The sequence below is a fragment of the Deinococcus indicus genome (genome assembly GCF_002198095.1).
GTDB lineage: Bacteria > Deinococcota > Deinococci > Deinococcales > Deinococcaceae > Deinococcus > Deinococcus caeni.
Window position 1 is genome coordinate 15,445 of the sequence record NZ_NHMK01000021.1, and the last position, 17,449, is coordinate 32,893.

Genomic DNA, 17,449 nt, shown 5'->3' on the forward strand with positions numbered 1-17,449 from the left:
TGGACGGTGGTGCGTGGGACACCTGTGGTGCTGGGCGCTCCCGAACCGAACGATCTGGAGAGGGCTGGATCTGGGGTGACGAGCGCCGAGGCGACTTCCTCGCTGGGTGTTGCCTTCATGGGCGGCTGTTCAGCCACAGCTTCAGGGGTGGTAGGAACCGTGCCGGGCTGGTTGGCGGGCGCGGCCGCCGACGTCGCGGCAGACGTGGACGTGTCGGGGGTGGTGGTACTGGGCAGTGGAGTGGGTTGCCCCGCTGGCGTGCTGATCGCGACAGGCGGGCTCTGCATCCCGGGCGTGCTGGGGGACGCGGGCGCTCCCGCACTGCCAGGTGGTGGTGCGGTCAATGCGTCACTGGGAGTGACGGGCGCGGCAGTTCCGGGCGGCCCGGAGATCAGGGCAGGGGTGGGATTGGGCTGGAGTGATCGGGCGATCAGGACGATGCCGAGGACACTGAGGGCGGCCGTCATGAGGAGGATGCGTGGCGTCGGCAGACGAACTTTCGCGGTGGCTTTCGCGACACCTGATGCTTCGTTCTGGGGTGCGGTGGTGGCGCTGTTCTGGTCAGCCTGCACCGGGTTCTTCTGTTTCTTGAGTGCTGCACCAGGACGTGTGGGTTTCTTGAGACCGCGTTTCTTGGGTGCGTCCTGTGGTGCGGTGGGGGCCTCGAGCTGAGGTTCACTGGGTGCAGCTGCGGAAGCTGGGCCAGGCAGTTGGAATTCCTGGTCGGGCGCTTCGGCTTCCTGATCGGGTGCCGGGAGCGGATCTGTGGGCGCTGTGGCTGGTGGTGCTTCGGGTGCGGGGACAGGACGCGCGACTGACTTCACGGTTGCTGGTGCCAGTGCAGGCGACACGGCAGGTGCGGGCGGGTTGGCGGTGGCAGCAGGGGCGGTTACTGCAGGTGCAGGGGTGGGGGTAGAAGCGGGAACGGGGGCAGTGACGGGCTGAGGCGATCCGGTACCCGGCGCAGATGCAGGGCGGGCCGGTGCGGGGCGGGCTGGAGCCGGGCGGGGGACAGGGCGCAGCTGGTCTTCGGACGTCATGGTGTCCCTCCGTTCGGGATGGCAGTAGGTGTCGTCGGGGTGGGCGCTTTCACTGGTGTGTTGTCGCGGGTGTAGGTGGTGAGTTTCAGGGAGCCGGTCACCTGACCGTCGTCTCCGGCCGACAGGCTGATCCCGCGGGCGGTGAAGGCGCGGGGGAGCGCGGCGATGGTCTGCACGTAGGCCTGCGTGCGGGCGTACGTGCCGCTGATGTCCAGGTCGAGGTCCACGGCGTTCACGCCCGCGATGTCACTGACGCGCACGGTGCGGGAGAGTTTGCCTGTGGTGACCCCGAGGCGCTGGGCAGCCAGCTGGAGCGTGTCCAGCACGCGGGGGAGCTCCTCGCTGTCGGGCAGGCTCTGCTGGAGTTCAGCGTCCGCGCGGCTCAGTTCGGCCGCTCTCACCTGCTCAGCCGGGAGCGCGGCCGCGTCCGCGGTGAGGCGGTCGATCTCGCTCTGCAGGCGGGTCTGCTCGGCCCGGGCGGTCTGCACCATCGGCCAGGACCACTTCACGATGCCGAGCACGCCCAGCAGGCTCACGGCGATGGCCGGTACGAGGGCTTTCTGATTCATGGCGTGCCTCCAGTGGAGGTGGCGGTCACCCCGGGTTCCGGCACCGTGGAGGACGTTGGGGGCTGTGCAGGCGGCGCAGAGGTCTGCGTGATGGGGGCCGTCCGGAACGTCACGTCGCAGGGCAGCGTGTTGCAGTCAATGCTGCGCACGTCCACGCTGAGACCACCCATCTGGTAGGCCCGGACGAGATCCTGGGGGCTGCTGGTGACGGCACTCAGGTCGTACGTGCGGTCCACAGTCGAGCCGAAGGCCCGGGTATCGGTCTCACTGGGTGGGTTGGGTCCAGCGAGGCGCACGAGGGCGCCCTGGATGGAGCCGGCGCGTCCGGCAATCAGCGGGAGGTCCGTGGCGAGCGGGCCCTTGTTGGTCATCAGTTTCTGCGCTTGCGCGACTTTCGCTGCGAGTTGCTCATTCCTGGCCCGTAACCGCTGGGTCTCCAGAGCCTGCTGTTCGAGCGTGGCGCGCTGCCCTTCCAGGACGGCGTTCTGTCCGTTCGTGGCCGTCCCGAGGGCGAACAGGCCGCCGTTGATGATCGCGGCGAGGGCCAGCGCCACGTACAGGCTCGGGTGGATGGTGGTGGCCGCGTCCAGGCGGCGTGAGAATGCGGCGACGACCCCGCCGGTGGTGGTGGGTTGCTTGGGAGCGGGCACCCTGGCCCCGCGTAGGACAACGTCGAGTGGAATCCACTGGGCCGTGATGGCGGCCGGAAGGTTGAAGGAGGGCGTGGGTTCACCGATCAGGAGAAGTTGGGGCGTATCGCCCACGGCGACGGGTCGGCTGAGGGCAGTCTGCGCGACCTTTTCCAGGTCCTGACGGTCGTTGCGGGCCTGGGAGCGGGTGACGAGGTGTGCAGGGGAGGCGACGGTAACCTCGAACGTATCGTCGAGGGGGTGGATGATCACGGCGCTATCGGGGAGGCCAGCGGCTCGCAGGGCCGCGCTGGCGAAGGGGATGACCTCGGTGATGCGCAGGCCGGTTCCGCGGGCAGCCGCGTTGACCTGGGCGACCAGGGCCCGGTCGTGCAGGGTAAATAACGTGTCTGAGCCCGGGGTGGTGGAGACGAAACTCTGGAATTTCGTGTCCAGGAACGGCAGGAGGTTGTCCTTCGGAACGGCGGGTGGAGCCTTCTCCTGCTGGAGCTGCCCGTGCAGGACGAGGAGGGTGGGGCCCTTCGCTTTGATGCTGCTGGCCATGGCGCGCAGGTTCTTGAGCGGCCCGGGCTCGGCGGTTTTTGTGGGGCTCAGGAGGAGGGCCTGGGTGCCGTCGACGTACAGGACATTCATTCAGCGCTCCATTTCTCGGGCTGGATGGCGTACTCCTGGGCGACCTCTTCGCTGATGATCCCGGCTGCCACGGCCCGCTTGAGTTCGTTATCCATGCTGCGGTTCCCGTACGGGTTGCGGGCTTTGAGGGTGTCCCGGAGGGACTGCAGGTACCCGTTGTCCGTCTCGCCGTTGGGGCGGATGATGCTGCGCTGGTTGCTGGTCAGCACCATGGCCTCGTGGATGACCTGCCGCTTCCCGGCGATGGTGGGGACGAGCTGCTGCGCGAAGATGCCGACGAGAATTTCGGAGAGTGCGTGCCGGGCGCGGTTCTGCTCCTCGGCCGGGAACTCGTTGATGATGCGTTCGACGGTGGCGGCGCTCTCGTTGTTGTGCAGGGTGGAGAGCACGAGGTGCCCGGTGGCCGCGGCGCGGAAGGCCGCGTTGATGGTTTCCGCGTCCCGCATCTCGCCGACGAGGATGATGTCGGGTTTCTGCCGGAGCGCGGCGCGCAGGGCGCCACTGAAGGACCCTGTGTCCACGCCGACTTCCCGCTGGAGAATCTGGCTGCGTTTGCTGCGGAACACGAACTCGATGGGGTCCTCGATCGTGATGATGTTGTGGCACTGGGTGCGGTTCACGTGATCGACGAAGCTGGCGAGGGTGGTGCTCTTCCCGCTCCCGGTCGGGCCGGTGACGAGGATGAGACCGCGCTTCTGGCGCATCACCCACTTGAAGCCCTCGGTGAGGTGGCCGACGCCGTGCGGCGCTTCGCCCATCTCGTCGTCGAGGAGGCGGAGTTCGTTGAAGCTGGGAATCTCGCGGGGGAGGGGTCGCAGGACGAGGTAGGGCCGCCCGTGCTCCTTGCCGCCACTCACGCGGAAGTTACTGAGGCTGGTGGAGGTGCGGTAGTCGGCGTCCCAGGGTTGACTGTCCGGGATGTCCCGGTAGCGGGTGTCCCGGCAGAGTTTCTGGTGGAGGTTCGTGACGTCGTTGCCGGTCAGGAGGGCGTACTGCGTCTGCGGGGTCCAGACGCCGTGCAGGGCGATCAGGGGGGGCTGGCCGGTTTTGAGCTGGATGTCGGAGGCACCCGCGCGGGTGAGGTCGTCGAGGACGGTGCTGATGTTTTCGGGGGTGACTGGGATCATGGAGGCCTCGATTACTTGACGCGGGTCAGGACGCTGTGGAGGTTGGCCTGGTGGGCCGCGACTTTCTCCATGCCGTCCTGGTGGAGGGTTTTCAGGCCGGCCATGGTGGCGGCGAGTTCGAGGGCGCCCTGATCGCGGGAGGCGATGGCCGCGCGGACGTCGGGGGTGACGGGGAGGACTTCGTGCACGGGGATGAGCTTGTAATCACCCTGGCCGTGGCACAGGGGGCAGGTCAGGCCGCCCTTCTGGCCCGTGCCGCGCAGCATGGTGGCGCCCGGGGTGGGGGCGTACTCCTCGGGCATGGCTTCTTCCACGCTGCATTCGGGGCAGGGGCGGCCCACGAGGCGTTGTGAGACGACCACGCGCAGGGTCTCGGCGACGGCGTACGCGGGCACGCCGAGGTCGATCAGGCGGGAGATGGTGGCCAGGGCGCTGTTGGTGTGCAGGGTGGAGAGGACCAGGTGACCCGTCTGGGCGGCGTGCACGGAGGTTTCGGCCGTTTCCTCGTCGCGGATCTCGCCGACGAAGACGATGTCCGGGTCCTGGCGGAGGATGGCGCGCAGGACGCGGGCGAAGTTCAGCGAGGTGCTGGGGTCATCGGTGCGGCGGATCTCGGTCTGCACGATGCGGGGCTGCTCGTACTCGATGGGGTCCTCGATGGTGCTGATCTTCCGGCCGGGCGTGTTGAGTCCCTTGAGGACGGTGTGCATGAGGGTGGTCTTGCCGCTGCCGGTGGGGCCAGTGACGAGCAGAAGGCCGTTGGAGCCGCTGGTCGCTTCGCGCATCAGGGCGAGGTTGTGCGCGCTGAATCCCGTGTCGTCGAGCGTGGGGAGGGTGCCGCTGTCCTTGAGGAGCCGCAGGACGATGCTGTCCCCGTGATTGCTGGGGAGGCTGGAGACACGCATGCGCAGCAGCTGCTCCCTGCCGTTGACGACCAGGGGGACCGCGATGCGGTTGTCCTGCGGCAGCTGGCTTTCCAGGCTCATGCCGGCGAGCATCTTCAGGCGGTTGATCATCTGGGTGGCGAGACTGGTGGGCACCAGACTGCGCTCGATGAGGTTGCCGTGGAGGCGCTCGCGGATCATCAGGCCCGTGCGTTCCGGCTGGAAGTGGATGTCGCTGGCGTCGTTGCTGGCCGCCTCGATGATCGCGCTGCTGATGCGCTTGGCGACCGGGCTGTTCGGATCGGCGGAATCGAGGTCGACGACGTCCTGGTCGCGTTGACGTCCGGCGGCTTCACGTTCGAGTTCGGCATCCTGGGCGGCGCGGGTGTACAGGGTGAGGATGAGGTGGTCGAGGTCGGGTTCAGAGGCGACGGCGACCTCGATCTCCATGTGCTGGAGTTCGTCCTCGACCGCGGTCAGGGAGAACGTGTCGGTGGGGTCCTGGACGAGGATGGTGAGGACGTTGCCGCGCTTGGAGTGAGGCACGATGCGGTACTGGTTGATGGTGGCGTCACTGAGCATGTTCCGGACGTCCGGGTGGGGCGGATCGCGACGGGCACTGATGTAGGTCGTCCCGGTGAACTTGGCGTACGCCTGGGCGAGCTCTTCTGGGGTGATGCGGCCGTCCTGCAGGAGGTGTTCCTGGTAGTTGGACTGCGTGAGTTCGTCAGGGCGGATCTCGCCGTAGCCCAGGAGGTACAGGGCGTCCATGACGGTCCGCATGGGCCGCTCCCGTTCGGGCGCGGGCGCTTCGGTGGTGCGGGCGGTGGGCGGGGGTGGCTTGGCGGGGGCCTGCGGCCGGAAGGCGACGAGGCCCTGCGCGTAGTCCTCAGCCGTGAGGTCCCAGGGGTCGTCGGCGGCCCAGACGTCCTGTCCGCGGTGGGTCCCGATGTACATGCCGTGCGGGGCGTCCTCTGCGGGTGCGGCCTGTTCGACCACGGGGAACTGGATGAGGTTCAGGGCACCGGTCAGGTGGCCCTCGGGGATACCAGCGCGCCGGGCGAGGGCGAGGGGGGAGTGGTGGGGGCGGTCGAGGTCGGTGGTGTCATGGCCGTACCGGGCGAGGGCCTGCAGGAAGCTGGCGGTGTACGGGGCGGCGTGGCGTTCCACTGGGGGTGGCGTGTGGCTGCTCATGATGCCTCTGTGATCTGGTCGGTTGGCATGGCTGTACGGTGCCTGTCCTGGGGGTGACGAATGCTGGGTCACCCCCCCCGCTGGGGGATGCGGGTGGTGGGCGGGGCGCCACCCCCACGGCGGGGAGGCTACCGGTATGCACGACATCACCCTGTGGCCGTCCGTTGGCGGCGTTCTTGAGGCCTGTGGGCGCGAGCACGCCCTGGACGTCGCGCACCTGGCGCGGCGGGCGGCGCCTGCTCTGCGGATCGATCCTGAACTGGCGTACGTGGCTGGGCTGCTGCACGACGTGGGGAAGATCAGCGTGCCGCTGGACATCCTGGGGGCGGAGCGGGCCCTGTCAGTGTCGGAGTGGACGCTGGTGCGGGCGCATCCGGTGGAGGGGGAGGGTCTGATCCGGAAGTGGTGGCCGGACGCACCTGCGTCCCTCCTGCATGCGGTGCGGCATCACCATGAGCGGCTGGATGGCCAGGGGTATCCGGACCAGTTGCGTTCGCTGCCGGACTTGACAGCGCTGATCGCGGTAGCGGACGTGTATGTGGCGCTGTGCGAGGCGCGGCCGTACCGGGTGTCGAGGAGTGCGCAGGAGAGCGCCGACATCCTGCGGGGCGAACCTCTGCCCGCGCACGTGATTTCGGCGGTGTTGGATGCAGCTGTGCTGTGCTCAGCGTCGCGTGTGGTGTGACCGGTCCAGGGGCATGATGCCGTCACACAGGAGGTGCAGCCACTGTGCGAGGAAGTACCCGATGACGGCGATGGTCATGTGATTCCAGCTGGGGAGCGTAGGGGTGATTTGCAAGTACTGCGCGCCCCACACCAGAGGGGCGGCCCAGAGTGCGAGGTACGCGAGGCGGATCGTGGGCCCGGCGAGGTAGGTGTGGCTCATGCCGCGGTGGCGACTGAGGGCGGCGTAAGGGGCCCAGATGAAGCGCATCTTGCCCCAGCAGCGCCTGGCATCGTTCCGTTGCAGGTCCAGGTCCGGCGTGACGAGAAGCGTGCCGAACGCGAGACCCGCCCCGAGGGCCAGGGCGGTTTCGGCGTATCCCGCGAGGATCAGGGCGCCGCACGTGATGGACGTGGCGGTCAGGCTGACGGTGGTGTGCTGGTAGCCGTGCATGGTCTCAGCGTGAGTCGCCTGGGGGTGGCCGGCGGGCCTGGCATGTGCGCAGGCCGAATGTGATCAGGAGCAGGGTGGCGGCGCTGAGCAGGCCCAGCCACTCCGTGAAGGTCGCGCCGATGGCGAAGGTGAGCAGGGTGAACAGGGCGAGTGCGGTGTGCCAGCCGTTCCGTCCGAACAGGGCGAGTTCCGGAGCGGGGTTCAGCGCGTGGACGGCGCCGAGGCACCCGGCGGTGAGGCCGATGATCATGGCGTACGCGGGGGCAGGCACCCCACCCTGTAGGGTGGCGTATCCGATCAGTCCGATAAAGAGCGTGAGGGTGATCAGGAGGGCGTCCCGGGACGTGATGGGGAGTGCGGTCGCTCGGGGCGCGAACGCGAAGGTGCAGGCCAGGACAGTCAGGGCAGCCGCGATGAGCAGCCCGGCTGGGTGGCTGAGGAGCGTCACGCTGAGGACGGCAGCGGGTGGGAGGAGCAGCGTGAAGGGGAGGGTGCCCCCGATGCGTGTGGCGCTGGCGGCGTTGATAGCGCCCAGGAGGACGAACGCCACGAGAACGAGCGTGTCCATGGGGTTCATTGGGCGTCCTGGTGCGCGGCGTTGAGGTGGTCTGCAGCGAGCTGCATGGCGTGGTCAAGCTGCGCCGTGGGCAGGTGGCCGAGGTGGCGACCGAAGCCGTCGTCGAGGTCGAAGCCGCCCTGGGGCGTGGGGCGCAGGTGCCCGGCGTGACCCGCCGCTGTGATGAGCCAGTGGTCGTCGCCCTGAGTGATGAGTTGATTCCCGGTGAACGTCAAAACGTTGATGAGGGGAATGAGGGCCCGGAGGCGGCGTGCGGCAGCGGGCGTGGTAGTCGGCACGGCGAACCGGGTGGTTTCTCCCGTGTGGGACGTCTGGGCCAGGGTGATGGCCTGCTGGGTGGGGAGCGCGCCGTCCGGCGCGACCAGAAGGTGCTGCAGTGCGGGAATCATGCTGGGCAGTGTGCGGGTCGTGGGGGTGACCGGCCGTCACCCCTGGCGTACGGACGGTGAGCGCATGATTTTCTTGCAATCCTTCTGGCGCCGTCGGCGCGTGCCCCCGGTGACCGGCTTGAACTTCGGCACGCAAAACGGAACGCCGGATTTTACTCTGCGCATTCAGAACTCCCTCAAATACACCCAGAGCGATAAAGGCGAAGCCGCTGTCTCCTTTGCTCAGGAGGGTGGCACTGGACTGAAGGCTCGAATCCTGATCAAGCCAGCGGGGACAACCAGCTACGGTGATCCGACGTTTACCTTCAATCAGGCAGCGTCATCGACATCCATCATTCGTGATGGTGGGTGCAGCTCACTCCTAGATCCCAACGGAGAAGCGAAGTTCAACACCGCCTTCGGTTTCGGAAACAATCCTCTGATCTTCGTCTCGAGTGATCAGAATAAGACTGCGGTCGAGCTGAAGGCCTTCTGTGACGTCTTTCTGGGTTTGAACGCGACGGCAGGCGCCCAGTGGACGGACGGGGCGAGTGCCGCTGGCCTGGTTTACGCCGGCGATCATAAAAATCCGACGAACACACGCTTCATGGATGGTGCCCGGAAGGTGCTGACCGGTCTGGGTGTCACGAAAGAATAAGGGTGGCGAACTACAGTGACGACATGGAACAGGTCATGAGGCAATTATCCATACAAGATGTCCCCCTAGCACTGCGCTGGGCGCTGACGTACGCATTGAGCAGCGTCATCGTCTTCTTGTTGGTCCTGCTCGCCCTTCGGTATGGCGAAGCGTTCCGTTTGAATGAGGCGTGGTACAGTCCTCAGGCCTTGTGGCGCAACCTAGAAGCCACGTGGCCAGACTTCCTCCGCCTGGGCCTCCTGACCTTGTTCCCAGCGGCGTTGCTCAGCGCATTTGGCCGCACGGCCTGGACACAACATGGCCTTGCTGCCCTGGTGACGGCTGCACTCCTGACTTTCTGGAGCGCGCTGGGTGGATTCGGGGGAACGCTCGCCCTCCTTCCAGCGGCGCTCGGTGGCATTGCGCTTGTCGCTGCTGCAACGGTGCTGTGGCATGCTTTGAGACGCTTACACTGAGGATCAAACGCCTCGAAAGCCATGAAGGAAGGTACCTCATCACTAGTGCGGACAGGTTCAAGCGGCTTTAACGCCAAGATCCAGCGGCCTGGACGGATGTTCCTCCAATTCAACAAATCGCTGTGACAAACCTAGATTGGCCATAATTCGCGAGGCGAACAGCCGGTTAAACGCGCGTCGTTTCACATCCTCGTACGACTCTGTTGGCGAATTCAGGTGATGGCTCCCAGACTCCGCATTTCTCGTTGCCGAGTCGCGATGATCCGCCCCGCCGAACGGCAGTTTTCGAATTCGCCAACAAAGTCGAGTGTGGTTACTACCCGCTCGTGCAGGAGGTGGTCGAGGCTATGTCGGCGGAGCAGGTGGAGGTCTGCATGCGGGCTGGCCGGGTTGCGGCCGGGTGCAGTCTGGTACGAGGGATTGACCTGCTGGATGCCCCTCCGGGCGGTGCATGCGGATGGGCGGTTGGTCTGGGCGGCGGAGGTGACGTGGGCCTTGTCAGGGATGCCGTTGGAACAGTACGTGTGGGTGCGTGGATACCGCGTGGTGGGTCGGGTGAAGTGTGTCAGGTGTGGCAGCGTGCGTGAGTGTGCCGTGTCAAGGTGGTGGGGTGAATCACCACGATCTAGCGAATGCTGCGCAGTTGGCCGAATTGCAGGAATGGGTTGCGGCCGCGGCTGGTGGGGAGGGCCCTCAGCTGGTCGGTCAGACTGAGAACGGGTCTGGCGGGGAGAACTCGGGTCCGGCCGTGCCAGATCCGGTCACCAGCTCACCAGATCATCTTTGAGGTCGTCAGTGGCGAGTTTCGCGTAGCCCCTGCGGGTGGTGTCGATGCTCTCGTGGCCGAGGTGCGCGGCGACCCGTCCGAAGTCCTTGACCTGCTGCAGCAGGCGCGTCCCGGCGTACTTGCGTCCTGGGTGAAAGCCCCGGAACTTCACGCCGGCGGCCTGGAAGGCTTTGTCGAGGTGGTACCGGGCGGTCATGGGTGAGGCGTACCGGAACACGCGGTCGCGGGGGGTGGTGCGCTTGCCGTCCGTGTGGTCGGGTCCGCCGGGTGCGTAGAGGCCGCGGTAGTGGCGGGTGGCGCGGGCGAGGCTGGTGCTCATGGCGACCAGGCGCTCCTTGCGGCCCTTGCCGCTGCGCACGTGGACGCGCCGGTTTGCCTCGTCGAGATCCTCCCAGGTCAGGGCGAGCGCTTCGCTGATGCGCAACCCCGCGTGGGCCGTGAGGAACAGCAGGAATTTCACGTGCACGTCCGCGTGATCGAGGACGTCCGCGAGCTCGTCTTCCTGGTACGGTGGGCGTTTGACGATGCCGGGCGTGCGGTCCTTGGGGATCTTCACGTCTTTGAAGGGATCGGCCTCGGTGGCGCCCGCCCAGCGCAGCGCACGGTACAGGCAGTTCGCGGCCGCCACCTTGAGCTGCGCGCCAGCAGGCTTGCGGCCCGCGCTGAGCATGGATGCGACGTAGCCGGAGGCGTCACGGCGGCCGGGCCGTAGGAGGTTCACGGCGTTCGCAGTGGCGTACTCCAGAAACTGCCGAACACCCAGGGTGTACGCCTCGATGGTGCGGAGGCTGGTGAGCAGGCCACTGGCGCCCTCGTGGGTGAGGTACGCCTGCGTGAGGGTGATCAGGCTGTCTACGTCCTTGTCACCGGCGGCCCGTACGGCGCGGCGGCGCAGCTCGTCGTCGGGCAGGCTGGCCCAGGTCTGGGCCTGGGCCAGCTGAGTGCCGCGGTAGTGGTCGAGGGTCACGAGGTTCTCCAGATGACTGGGATCGATTGCCAGGCGAGTCGAAGGCCTGGAACCTGGACGGCCAGTATGGTGAAGGCAAGTCCGAACTGCGCGTCAGTGACTGTGGACGCTGAAGCCTGAAGGTCGAGTCCACGGGTACCGTAATATGCGGCAAATGCCCCAGCGAGGGCCATGAGGGTGGGTTCAACTTGCCAGATAGACACGCTGTCTTGATTGAGGGGATGTAGGCCGCGGCGGGTAAGTCCGAGGTAAATGAGCCAGGGCATGTATGTCGCGAGAGCGACGTACACGGCAATCATGAGTGCAATGCCTTTCGACTGTGCAGATGGCTCGAGGAACAGTGGGCAGTAAAAGAGGATGAGGGTCAGGGCGAGGAGTAGAACTGCGATGAGTTTTCTTCCCATGCGTTATCTTATCTAAATCCCCTTAGGTAAGATAAACTGTTTTTCGAAGTTCCCGGACTGATCAGCCCCTGGTGTCTCCAGTCACCGGCGACCTTCGGGCCGCGTCCGATTGACCTGACTGGGCGCTGGACCCACGACCCCTCCCCGATTTCCCCCCTCCTGTACCCCTCGGCGAGACTTGGAGGCCCCTTCCTGGCCTTCCTGTGAGGACGATGGTTTTCACGTCGTCCAGCACGCCTCTCGCCGTGGCCGTCACCAACCGTTAACGAAAGAGGGGCGCAAGCCCGTGACTTCAGTCATGGGTTAGCCCCTCCCGCCCGTAGCAGGGGCAACTCACGTCGGGTCAGGGCGGAGTTGCTGCAGAAGGCGGTCACGGTACAGATCATCCCAGCCTGCACGTTTGCGGTTCTTGTTGATCGCACCCACTGACCCCTCCTGACGCATCAGATTCAAGGCCCACCGTCTGAGCACCGCCAGATTCTCGGCACCGTGATTTGCGACTGTCACGTTGGCATCTTCTGCAAAGGCGACATTCAGCACTCAATGTAACGAGTTCTCTACCTGCCAGTGCGTCCTGACCGCGTGCAACGCGGTCAGCGGGTCCGGTGCAAACAAGCACAGGAACAACCTCCGCTGCGACACCCGTTTGCCCTTCACGAGCCTGGAACTTTCAATCAGCGCGACACTCTGCAAGCCCGGCCACTCGTGATCATCCAGATCCGGGCTTGCAGGCAACACCCAGCAGGTCCGCCGCTCATCCCGCCGACGGATCATCCCAGGTGCTGACTCCCAGGAGTGCCGTGTCCGCAAACAGACGACGCGAAGCGTCGTCGAACATCTCCTGGACATCCTCAAACAACGTGTCCTGATTGCCCTTCAGAGCCAGAACGTACTGTGCCTGGAGCGCAACCAACTTCCTCGCCACCGTCCGCTGGGTGCCCATCGCGTCGATCGTCACGATGCACCCGGCCACGTCCAGATACGCCAGCGTGTCGAGCACACTGGGCAAGGTGGAGAGTTCGTTCTGCTTGCCCTTGACAGCCTGAGCACTCAGACCAAGAGTTTCCACGCGAGAGAGAACAGCGACCAGCACGAAGGCCCAGGAGGCAGGGGCTTGAAATTCCCCGGTCTCATGGGCCTTGATGCGAAGTGACTATGCCTCGCATCCCCAGCCTACCGCACAGCATCATCACCGCCCAGCTGAACCGAGTCACCAGCCTCAGTGGCCTCGTCCGCTACAGCACCCTGCGGAAAAGTGCCATCTCCAAAGAGATGGCGCGGGACTCCTTCGCATCGACAGAAGACCTCCAGCGTCGAGCCAGGAACGCGCCGGAAGGCGCGTTCCTGGCCATCGATTTCGTCATGGTGCCCCACGCCGGACGGACGATGGAAGGCGTGAACTACCACTACAGCGGTCAGGCCCAGACCCGTCTGGGCCATCAGTTCACCTCCGCGGCCCTGGTCAGGTTCGGTGAAGATCCAGTTCCGTTGCTGGAGCGCTTCAAGGTTTCCCAGCCCCTTGAGACGACCTGTCACCCGTACCGCACCGCCACGCAGGAAATGATCCACGTCGTCCAGGATTGCCTCGCGGCGGGCGTCCCCATGGCGGGTCTGCTGCTGGATGGAGAGTTCGGGCGGGACGCCGCCGTGACCTTCAGTCGCGAGCATCAGATTCCGGTCTTGATTCGTGCCAAAGCCAATATGACCGTGCAGTTCGAGGGTGAGGGACTCACCCTCGGTGCGCTGAGCCGGCAGTTCCCTCCGGAACGCTGTCACCTGTACGCGGAGTTCGGGTGGCGCGTCCGTCGATTGTCGGTTGCCCGTGAGGTCGGTGGGTTCGATGTCCTGATCATGTGGCGCAAGGTGCACGGTGAGTGGACACGGTTTTTCCTGTTCAGCACGTTTGGTGGTGACGTCACGGTTCGTTCGCTGCTGCGGGCCTGGAAGGCCCGCTGGGGGATCGAGGTGATTCACCGGCTGTTCAAGCAGAATCTGGGGCTGGGACGCTGTCATTGCCGGACGATCCAGGCGCAGGAGAACTGGGTGTGGTGCGTGTTGGAAGCCTTTCACGCGGTGTTACGGGTGCGTCGGGAAGGACCGGGCATGACGTGGCGAGCCGCACAACGGCAGGCAGCTCAGCATGCGGAAAAGCACGTCCTGACCGGCCTTGAGCAGGACGGACCCCTGCTTGACGCCGCGTGACACGACATCAGCAGGGAAGTGGAAACTCTTGCTCAGACAGAGGCCCTGCCGTGCAGCCCACACGCTCACCATGTGAATGCCTTGGACTTCGTGGGCCGAGGTGCCACGGAGCCGCTTGCCGTTGAGGTCCGCGACGGCGCGCAGCAGGTTCACCCGCTCGGGCAGGCCCTGACGGCGACTGCGCATCAACTGCACCCAGATCGGAGTGAGCCTGCTGCGGCCCGGCGGGAGTGACGGGTACCGATTTACACGGCATCTGGAGGGGTTGAAGCTGGCCCCGTCGAGCGTCCGGACGCGCCTCGCGGCGGCCCGCGCTCTGTACGGCGCGCTGCGGTGGAGTGGCGCGACGGACAGCGCGCCGTTCACGGACGTCCGCACCGCACCCGACCCGACGCCCCGGCACGAGAAACGCAAACCGTACACGGACGACGACCTCGCCGCGATGCTGCTGGCGGCCGGATCGCAGGAGAGCGTCATCCTGCTCCTCGGCGCGCACTGCGGCCTGCGCAACGCGGAGATGCGGTTCCGGGCGTGGGGGGATGTCCACCTGGACGGGAGCGTGCCGTTCATGAACGTGCAGGGCAAACGGGGTCGCCGGCAGGACGTGGCGCTGTCCCGGTCCGCGACCGCCGCGCTGCGCTCCTGGCGGGGAATGTGCGGGCAGGTCAAGCCGAGCGACCCGGTGTTGCTGATGCGCTCCCGACCTGCGCACCGGCATCATGACCACCCTCGACGGCCAGGCCCACGACGTCACCCTCAGGAGGGACAAGGACAGCGTGCTGTGCGTCATCGACGATCTGATCGAAGGTGCCAGCCGCCTCGAAGGCCTGTCCGGACGGGTCGGCAGCATCTACCCGGTCGGTTCCCTCCGGACCCCAGACACGACGCCGGGCTACCTGCCCTTCTGAGCGGCCCTCATCAGGAAATCAGGACGGCCCTGTCCTGACATTCTTCCCTGCACTGGTCGCAGGACTGAGGGTGCGGTTGGCCGGCAACGACGGAGACGGACGGCGTCAGGCGCGCTGTTCCCTGACACCGTCACCCGGAGCGGCGCTCTACTTGAACGACACCAGTTCGATCGTCCCGTTCGGCAGCACGGATTTGACCATCCCCATGTCCTTGACCAGCCAGCTCGTCGACTGCGACGCCGGCTGATTCATGGCCTGCCCATTCACCGCCATCCGGATCGTGGTCCTGGCCGTTACCTTCAACGCCTGGAACGTACCCAGTCTGGTCGTGACTCGCTCGGCCGCCACGACCTTCATGGCGATCGACGTTTCGTTATGGACCTTCTGACCCTGTGACGTCGCGTCCAGCACGAGCCCGCTGTTCCAGCTGGTTCCGACCCGCAGCGTCGGCGGTTGCGTCACGCCAGTCTGTTTGATGGACGTGACTTTTATCGTCGGGCTGGAAATGGACGGACTGGAGATCACGCCACTCGGCCCGCACTTGACCGTCGCCCTGGCCGGCGGCAGGTCGGCCACGGTCGTCGTGACCGTGAAGCCCCGGGCGCTCACGCCGCTGATCTTCTCGGTGTAACTGATGGCGCGGCCCTCCACCGTGCCCCGGTACGTGCGGGTCAGACCCTCCCGAACCGGGTAGTACGGTGACGAGCACGCCGCCTGCGCAGCACTCCCCAGGAGGGTGCCCATGAATCCGGCGGTCAGGAGCACACGCGACAGGTGGGAGGAGGCAGTCATGCGCCCACCATAGGGCCTGGCCTGGGCCTGCGTCGCCTCAACTCCAGCAGCCGCCCGGGCAGGTGGCCTGGGGTGGGACTGCGCGCGGGTTGCTGTGCGGGCGTGAGGGTTGAATTCCGGTTGAGCAAGGGCGACCTCCTGTGGCCCGGCGGACGTCGAGGCCGGTCGTACTTACCGCCGGGTTCGTGGGGGTGATGGTGTTCACGGTAAGTGTGGCGGAAGTCGCGCCCGACCTGCGCGGCGGGGCGGCCCTGGGGTTGCTGATCAGTGCCCTGCTCTCCATGCAGGGCCTACGGTCCGCGCCGGGTGGGAGTCACCACCAGTTCAGGGCGTGAGCGAAGCCCTGCAGCAGCACGGCTCCCTGCAAGGCGGTCAGGCCTGCCGCGCCGAGCGCCGCGCCCCGCTGATCCCAGCGCCACAGGGCGACGGATACGCCGCCCATCAGCAGGCAGGTCAGGAGCGCCACGGCCGCCGCGCCCAGCACGTGCGCGTCCGGCGCGGCCCGGTCGACGATCAGCACCCCGAGCAGCAGCAGGAACCAGGAGGACATGAGCAGGCGCGGCAACAACATGACCGGCAAGGTACCGGCCCCGCACGAACGGCAGGATTGCGCGCCTTCAGGAAAGACAGAGGGACGGAGGGTCGGGATCACCCCGCGCACCACGGCGGCAGGTCCTCCCTGACTCCCTTCCCCCGCTCCAACGTGAACCCGGCCGGTCAGGGCGCGGGGCGCTGCGCGTGCGGTTCGCCAAAACCCGTCGGGCACGCCCTGTGCCCTTCCTGTGACGCCCGCCGCTGAAGGAGAACCCCGTGAATGACGTCACTGCCGCCGCGCTGTTCCTCGCCGCCTGGGTGACCGGCCTCGCCCTCCTGCTCGCCTGGGCCGTCACGATCCTGCTCACCCTCAAGCGGCGCGACCGTGACGCCGGACAGCGCCGCGCGGCGCGAGGCCCTGCTCGAAGGCATCACCCTGCTCGCCGCGCGCGGCCCGGTGACGCTGCCCGGCATCGCGCAGCGGTACGGGCTGCCCGTGTCGCGGGCGTGGGCGCTGGTGCAGACCCTGCTGCGCCGCGGCGACCTCATCCGGGCCGCCCCGGGGTCGTGGGTTCATCGTAATGACGCGTTGTAGCGGTGAATGAACATCCAGATCAGGAGTTCCAGATGTGCCTGCTTCCGACTGAACGATAGGCTCCGCCGCACCAGGTGAGCCACCCGCAGCCGCAACGTGGCATTGAACCGCTCGATGTGCTGCGTGCCCCCGATGACGTGCAGGCCGCCAAACACCACGGACTTGTACGCCGCGAGGCCATCGGTATGACAACGGGCATCCAGGTACGGGGTCGGCAGACTCTCCCACAACCCAAAGGCACTGACCTCGTCCCGCGCCCCCATGAAACACCCCACGATGCGGCGCGAGTGGCGGTCCATGGCAAGCCAGATCCACAGCAATCTGGTGTGGCGGGTCACAAACGTGCATAACTCGTCGCACTCCAGCACCAGCGCCGCTGGTGCTGGAGTGCTCACACTTTTGGGAAGCTCTGGGGATCGGGATCAAGGCTGTGTGGGACGGTGTTCGTCAGAGCCTGGAGATGGCGTCGGAACCAGGAACGACTGACCCCGACAGCCCGGCAGATGCCGCGGTGTGACAGGCGTTCGGACAGCAATCGGTCGACGAGGGCAACTGTGTCGGGTGAAATCCGCGTTCGTCGGTGGTGGAGGGTGAACTGGTGGGTGCAGACGCGGCACAGGTAGCGCTGCTTGCCTGTGTGGGTGTGACCGTTTTTGACGATGCGGACGGCGCCGCACTGCGGACACTCCAGACCGTTCATACTTCATTGAACACCCGTCATGCCTGAGAATCCACGACCCCGCCCCGGTGCCCGTGCCCCGCGGACGCCCCCGCACCAGCTTCATCCGCCCAGCCGCACCCCTCTCCCCCACTGAAGGAGCCACCCCGTGACTGACCTGACCCTCACCCGCGTCCCCGCGTCCCTGCCCGGGCAGCCCGAACGGGTCGGGCTGGCCGTGCTCGGCGGCGTGATCGTCGCGCACGTCGCCACCCCACACAGCGCGGACCTGTTCGAGGCCGGCTGGCAGGCCCGCCTCGAGGAGCAGCG

The 17,449-nt window shown here is 66.5% G+C and carries 22 protein-coding genes; 7 read left to right on the top strand and 15 right to left on the bottom strand.

Annotated features, from left to right (window positions below; translation table 11 throughout):
- Positions 1-1,036 precede the first annotated feature (1,036 nt).
- The 4 genes from CBQ26_RS14175 to CBQ26_RS14190 are packed head-to-tail and all read right to left on the bottom strand — an operon-like array spanning position 1,037 to position 6,097.
- Complete coding sequence (locus CBQ26_RS14175) at positions 1,037-1,609, bottom strand: type IV pilus inner membrane component PilO (RefSeq protein WP_055364444.1); 573 nt, start codon at positions 1,607-1,609, stop codon at positions 1,037-1,039.
- Complete coding sequence (locus tag CBQ26_RS14180; protein WP_088249295.1) at positions 1,606-2,892, bottom strand: hypothetical protein; 1,287 nt, start codon at positions 2,890-2,892, stop codon at positions 1,606-1,608. The genes CBQ26_RS14175 and CBQ26_RS14180 overlap by 4 nt, the downstream gene beginning before the upstream one ends.
- A complete protein-coding gene (locus tag CBQ26_RS14185; RefSeq protein WP_088249296.1) occupies positions 2,889-4,019 on the bottom strand; it encodes a type IV pilus twitching motility protein PilT in 1,131 nt (376 codons plus the stop codon). Before CBQ26_RS14185 ends, CBQ26_RS14180 begins: the two co-directional genes overlap by 4 nt.
- Positions 4,020-4,030: 11 nt before the next feature.
- The gene (locus tag CBQ26_RS14190; RefSeq protein WP_088249297.1) at positions 4,031-6,097 is read right to left on the bottom strand and encodes a GspE/PulE family protein; all 2,067 of its coding nucleotides are present in this window, start codon (positions 6,095-6,097) and stop codon (positions 4,031-4,033) included.
- Positions 6,098-6,233: 136 nt separating this feature from the next.
- Here CBQ26_RS14190 and CBQ26_RS14195 point away from each other — a divergent pair, with 136 nt between their 5' ends.
- Positions 6,234-6,782: an HD-GYP domain-containing protein gene (locus tag CBQ26_RS14195; protein WP_088249298.1), complete on the top strand. Its 549-nt coding sequence runs from the start codon at positions 6,234-6,236 to the stop codon at positions 6,780-6,782.
- Here the strand turns inward: CBQ26_RS14195 and CBQ26_RS14200 are convergent.
- From CBQ26_RS14200 to CBQ26_RS14210, 3 genes are read right to left on the bottom strand one after another with little or no spacing between them, the layout of a single operon-like run.
- Positions 6,762-7,214 carry a DUF2227 family putative metal-binding protein gene (locus tag CBQ26_RS14200; protein WP_088249299.1) on the bottom strand — a complete coding sequence of 151 codons (453 nt, stop codon included), beginning with the start codon at positions 7,212-7,214 and terminating at the stop codon, positions 6,762-6,764. The genes CBQ26_RS14195 and CBQ26_RS14200 overlap by 21 nt on opposite strands.
- A gap of 4 nt (positions 7,215-7,218) precedes the next feature.
- Entirely contained in the window at positions 7,219-7,782 is a 564-nt protein-coding gene (locus tag CBQ26_RS14205) for a hypothetical protein (protein WP_088249300.1), read from the bottom strand.
- A 5-nt stretch (positions 7,783-7,787) separates the two neighbouring features.
- A complete protein-coding gene (locus tag CBQ26_RS14210; protein ID WP_088249301.1) occupies positions 7,788-8,180 on the bottom strand; it encodes a hypothetical protein in 393 nt (130 codons plus the stop codon).
- Between CBQ26_RS14210 and CBQ26_RS21435 the strand changes: the two genes are divergently transcribed.
- On the top strand, positions 8,179-8,817 hold the full coding sequence (locus tag CBQ26_RS21435; RefSeq protein ID WP_143342135.1) for a hypothetical protein: 639 nt from the start codon (positions 8,179-8,181) through the stop codon (positions 8,815-8,817). The genes CBQ26_RS14210 and CBQ26_RS21435 overlap by 2 nt on opposite strands.
- A 23-nt stretch (positions 8,818-8,840) precedes the next feature.
- Positions 8,841-9,272, top strand: a complete 432-nt coding sequence (locus tag CBQ26_RS14215; protein ID WP_088249302.1) for a hypothetical protein — start codon at positions 8,841-8,843, stop codon at positions 9,270-9,272.
- Between the two features lie 761 nt (positions 9,273-10,033).
- On the opposite strand, the gene CBQ26_RS14225 is transcribed toward CBQ26_RS14215, so the two are convergent.
- The 4 genes from CBQ26_RS14225 to CBQ26_RS21445 all read right to left on the bottom strand — a co-directional run bounded on the left by CBQ26_RS14225 (position 10,034) and on the right by CBQ26_RS21445 (position 12,523).
- Positions 10,034-11,026 (bottom strand): tyrosine-type recombinase/integrase, encoded by a 993-nt coding sequence (locus CBQ26_RS14225; RefSeq protein WP_088249303.1) that lies wholly within the window; start codon positions 11,024-11,026, stop codon positions 10,034-10,036.
- A complete protein-coding gene (locus tag CBQ26_RS22235; RefSeq protein ID WP_216360370.1) occupies positions 11,023-11,430 on the bottom strand; it encodes a hypothetical protein in 408 nt (135 codons plus the stop codon). Before CBQ26_RS22235 ends, CBQ26_RS14225 begins: the two co-directional genes overlap by 4 nt.
- Before the next feature lie 333 nt (positions 11,431-11,763).
- Positions 11,764-11,970, bottom strand: a complete 207-nt coding sequence (locus CBQ26_RS21440) for a hypothetical protein (protein WP_143342136.1) — start codon at positions 11,968-11,970, stop codon at positions 11,764-11,766.
- 214 nt (positions 11,971-12,184) lie between these two features.
- Positions 12,185-12,523 (bottom strand): ISAs1 family transposase, encoded by a 339-nt coding sequence (locus CBQ26_RS21445; RefSeq protein ID WP_216360371.1) that lies wholly within the window; start codon positions 12,521-12,523, stop codon positions 12,185-12,187.
- A gap of 179 nt (positions 12,524-12,702) precedes the next feature.
- Here CBQ26_RS21445 and CBQ26_RS14235 point away from each other — a divergent pair, with 179 nt between their 5' ends.
- Complete coding sequence (locus tag CBQ26_RS14235; protein ID WP_172418097.1) at positions 12,703-13,632, top strand: transposase; 930 nt, start codon at positions 12,703-12,705, stop codon at positions 13,630-13,632.
- Between the two features lie 719 nt (positions 13,633-14,351).
- Entirely contained in the window at positions 14,352-14,540 is a 189-nt protein-coding gene (locus CBQ26_RS14240; RefSeq protein WP_088249306.1) for a hypothetical protein, read from the top strand.
- A gap of 147 nt (positions 14,541-14,687) precedes the next feature.
- Here the strand turns inward: CBQ26_RS14240 and CBQ26_RS14245 are convergent, their stop codons facing one another.
- Positions 14,688-15,332: a TapB family protein gene (locus CBQ26_RS14245; protein WP_088249307.1), complete on the bottom strand. Its 645-nt coding sequence runs from the start codon at positions 15,330-15,332 to the stop codon at positions 14,688-14,690.
- Between the two features lie 140 nt (positions 15,333-15,472).
- Between CBQ26_RS14245 and CBQ26_RS14250 the strand changes: the two genes are divergently transcribed.
- Positions 15,473-15,667, top strand: a complete 195-nt coding sequence (locus CBQ26_RS14250) for a hypothetical protein (RefSeq protein ID WP_088249308.1) — start codon at positions 15,473-15,475, stop codon at positions 15,665-15,667.
- Here CBQ26_RS14250 and CBQ26_RS14255 read toward each other — a convergent pair.
- A complete protein-coding gene (locus tag CBQ26_RS14255) occupies positions 15,646-15,903 on the bottom strand; it encodes a hypothetical protein (protein WP_088249309.1) in 258 nt (85 codons plus the stop codon). The genes CBQ26_RS14250 and CBQ26_RS14255 overlap by 22 nt on opposite strands.
- A 348-nt stretch (positions 15,904-16,251) precedes the next feature.
- Between CBQ26_RS14255 and CBQ26_RS14260 the strand changes: the two genes are divergently transcribed.
- Positions 16,252-16,461, top strand: coding sequence for a hypothetical protein (locus CBQ26_RS14260; protein ID WP_088249310.1), 210 nt, complete (start codon positions 16,252-16,254; stop codon positions 16,459-16,461).
- Here the strand turns inward: CBQ26_RS14260 and CBQ26_RS14265 are convergent.
- Both CBQ26_RS14265 and CBQ26_RS23175 read right to left on the bottom strand, forming a co-directional pair.
- Positions 16,440-16,856 carry an IS1 family transposase gene (locus CBQ26_RS14265; RefSeq protein ID WP_143342139.1) on the bottom strand — a complete coding sequence of 139 codons (417 nt, stop codon included), beginning with the start codon at positions 16,854-16,856 and terminating at the stop codon, positions 16,440-16,442. The genes CBQ26_RS14260 and CBQ26_RS14265 overlap by 22 nt on opposite strands.
- On the bottom strand, positions 16,853-17,161 hold the full coding sequence (locus tag CBQ26_RS23175) for an IS1 family transposase (RefSeq protein ID WP_143342070.1): 309 nt from the start codon (positions 17,159-17,161) through the stop codon (positions 16,853-16,855). The genes CBQ26_RS14265 and CBQ26_RS23175 overlap by 4 nt, the downstream gene beginning before the upstream one ends.
- Positions 17,162-17,449 lie beyond the last annotated feature (288 nt).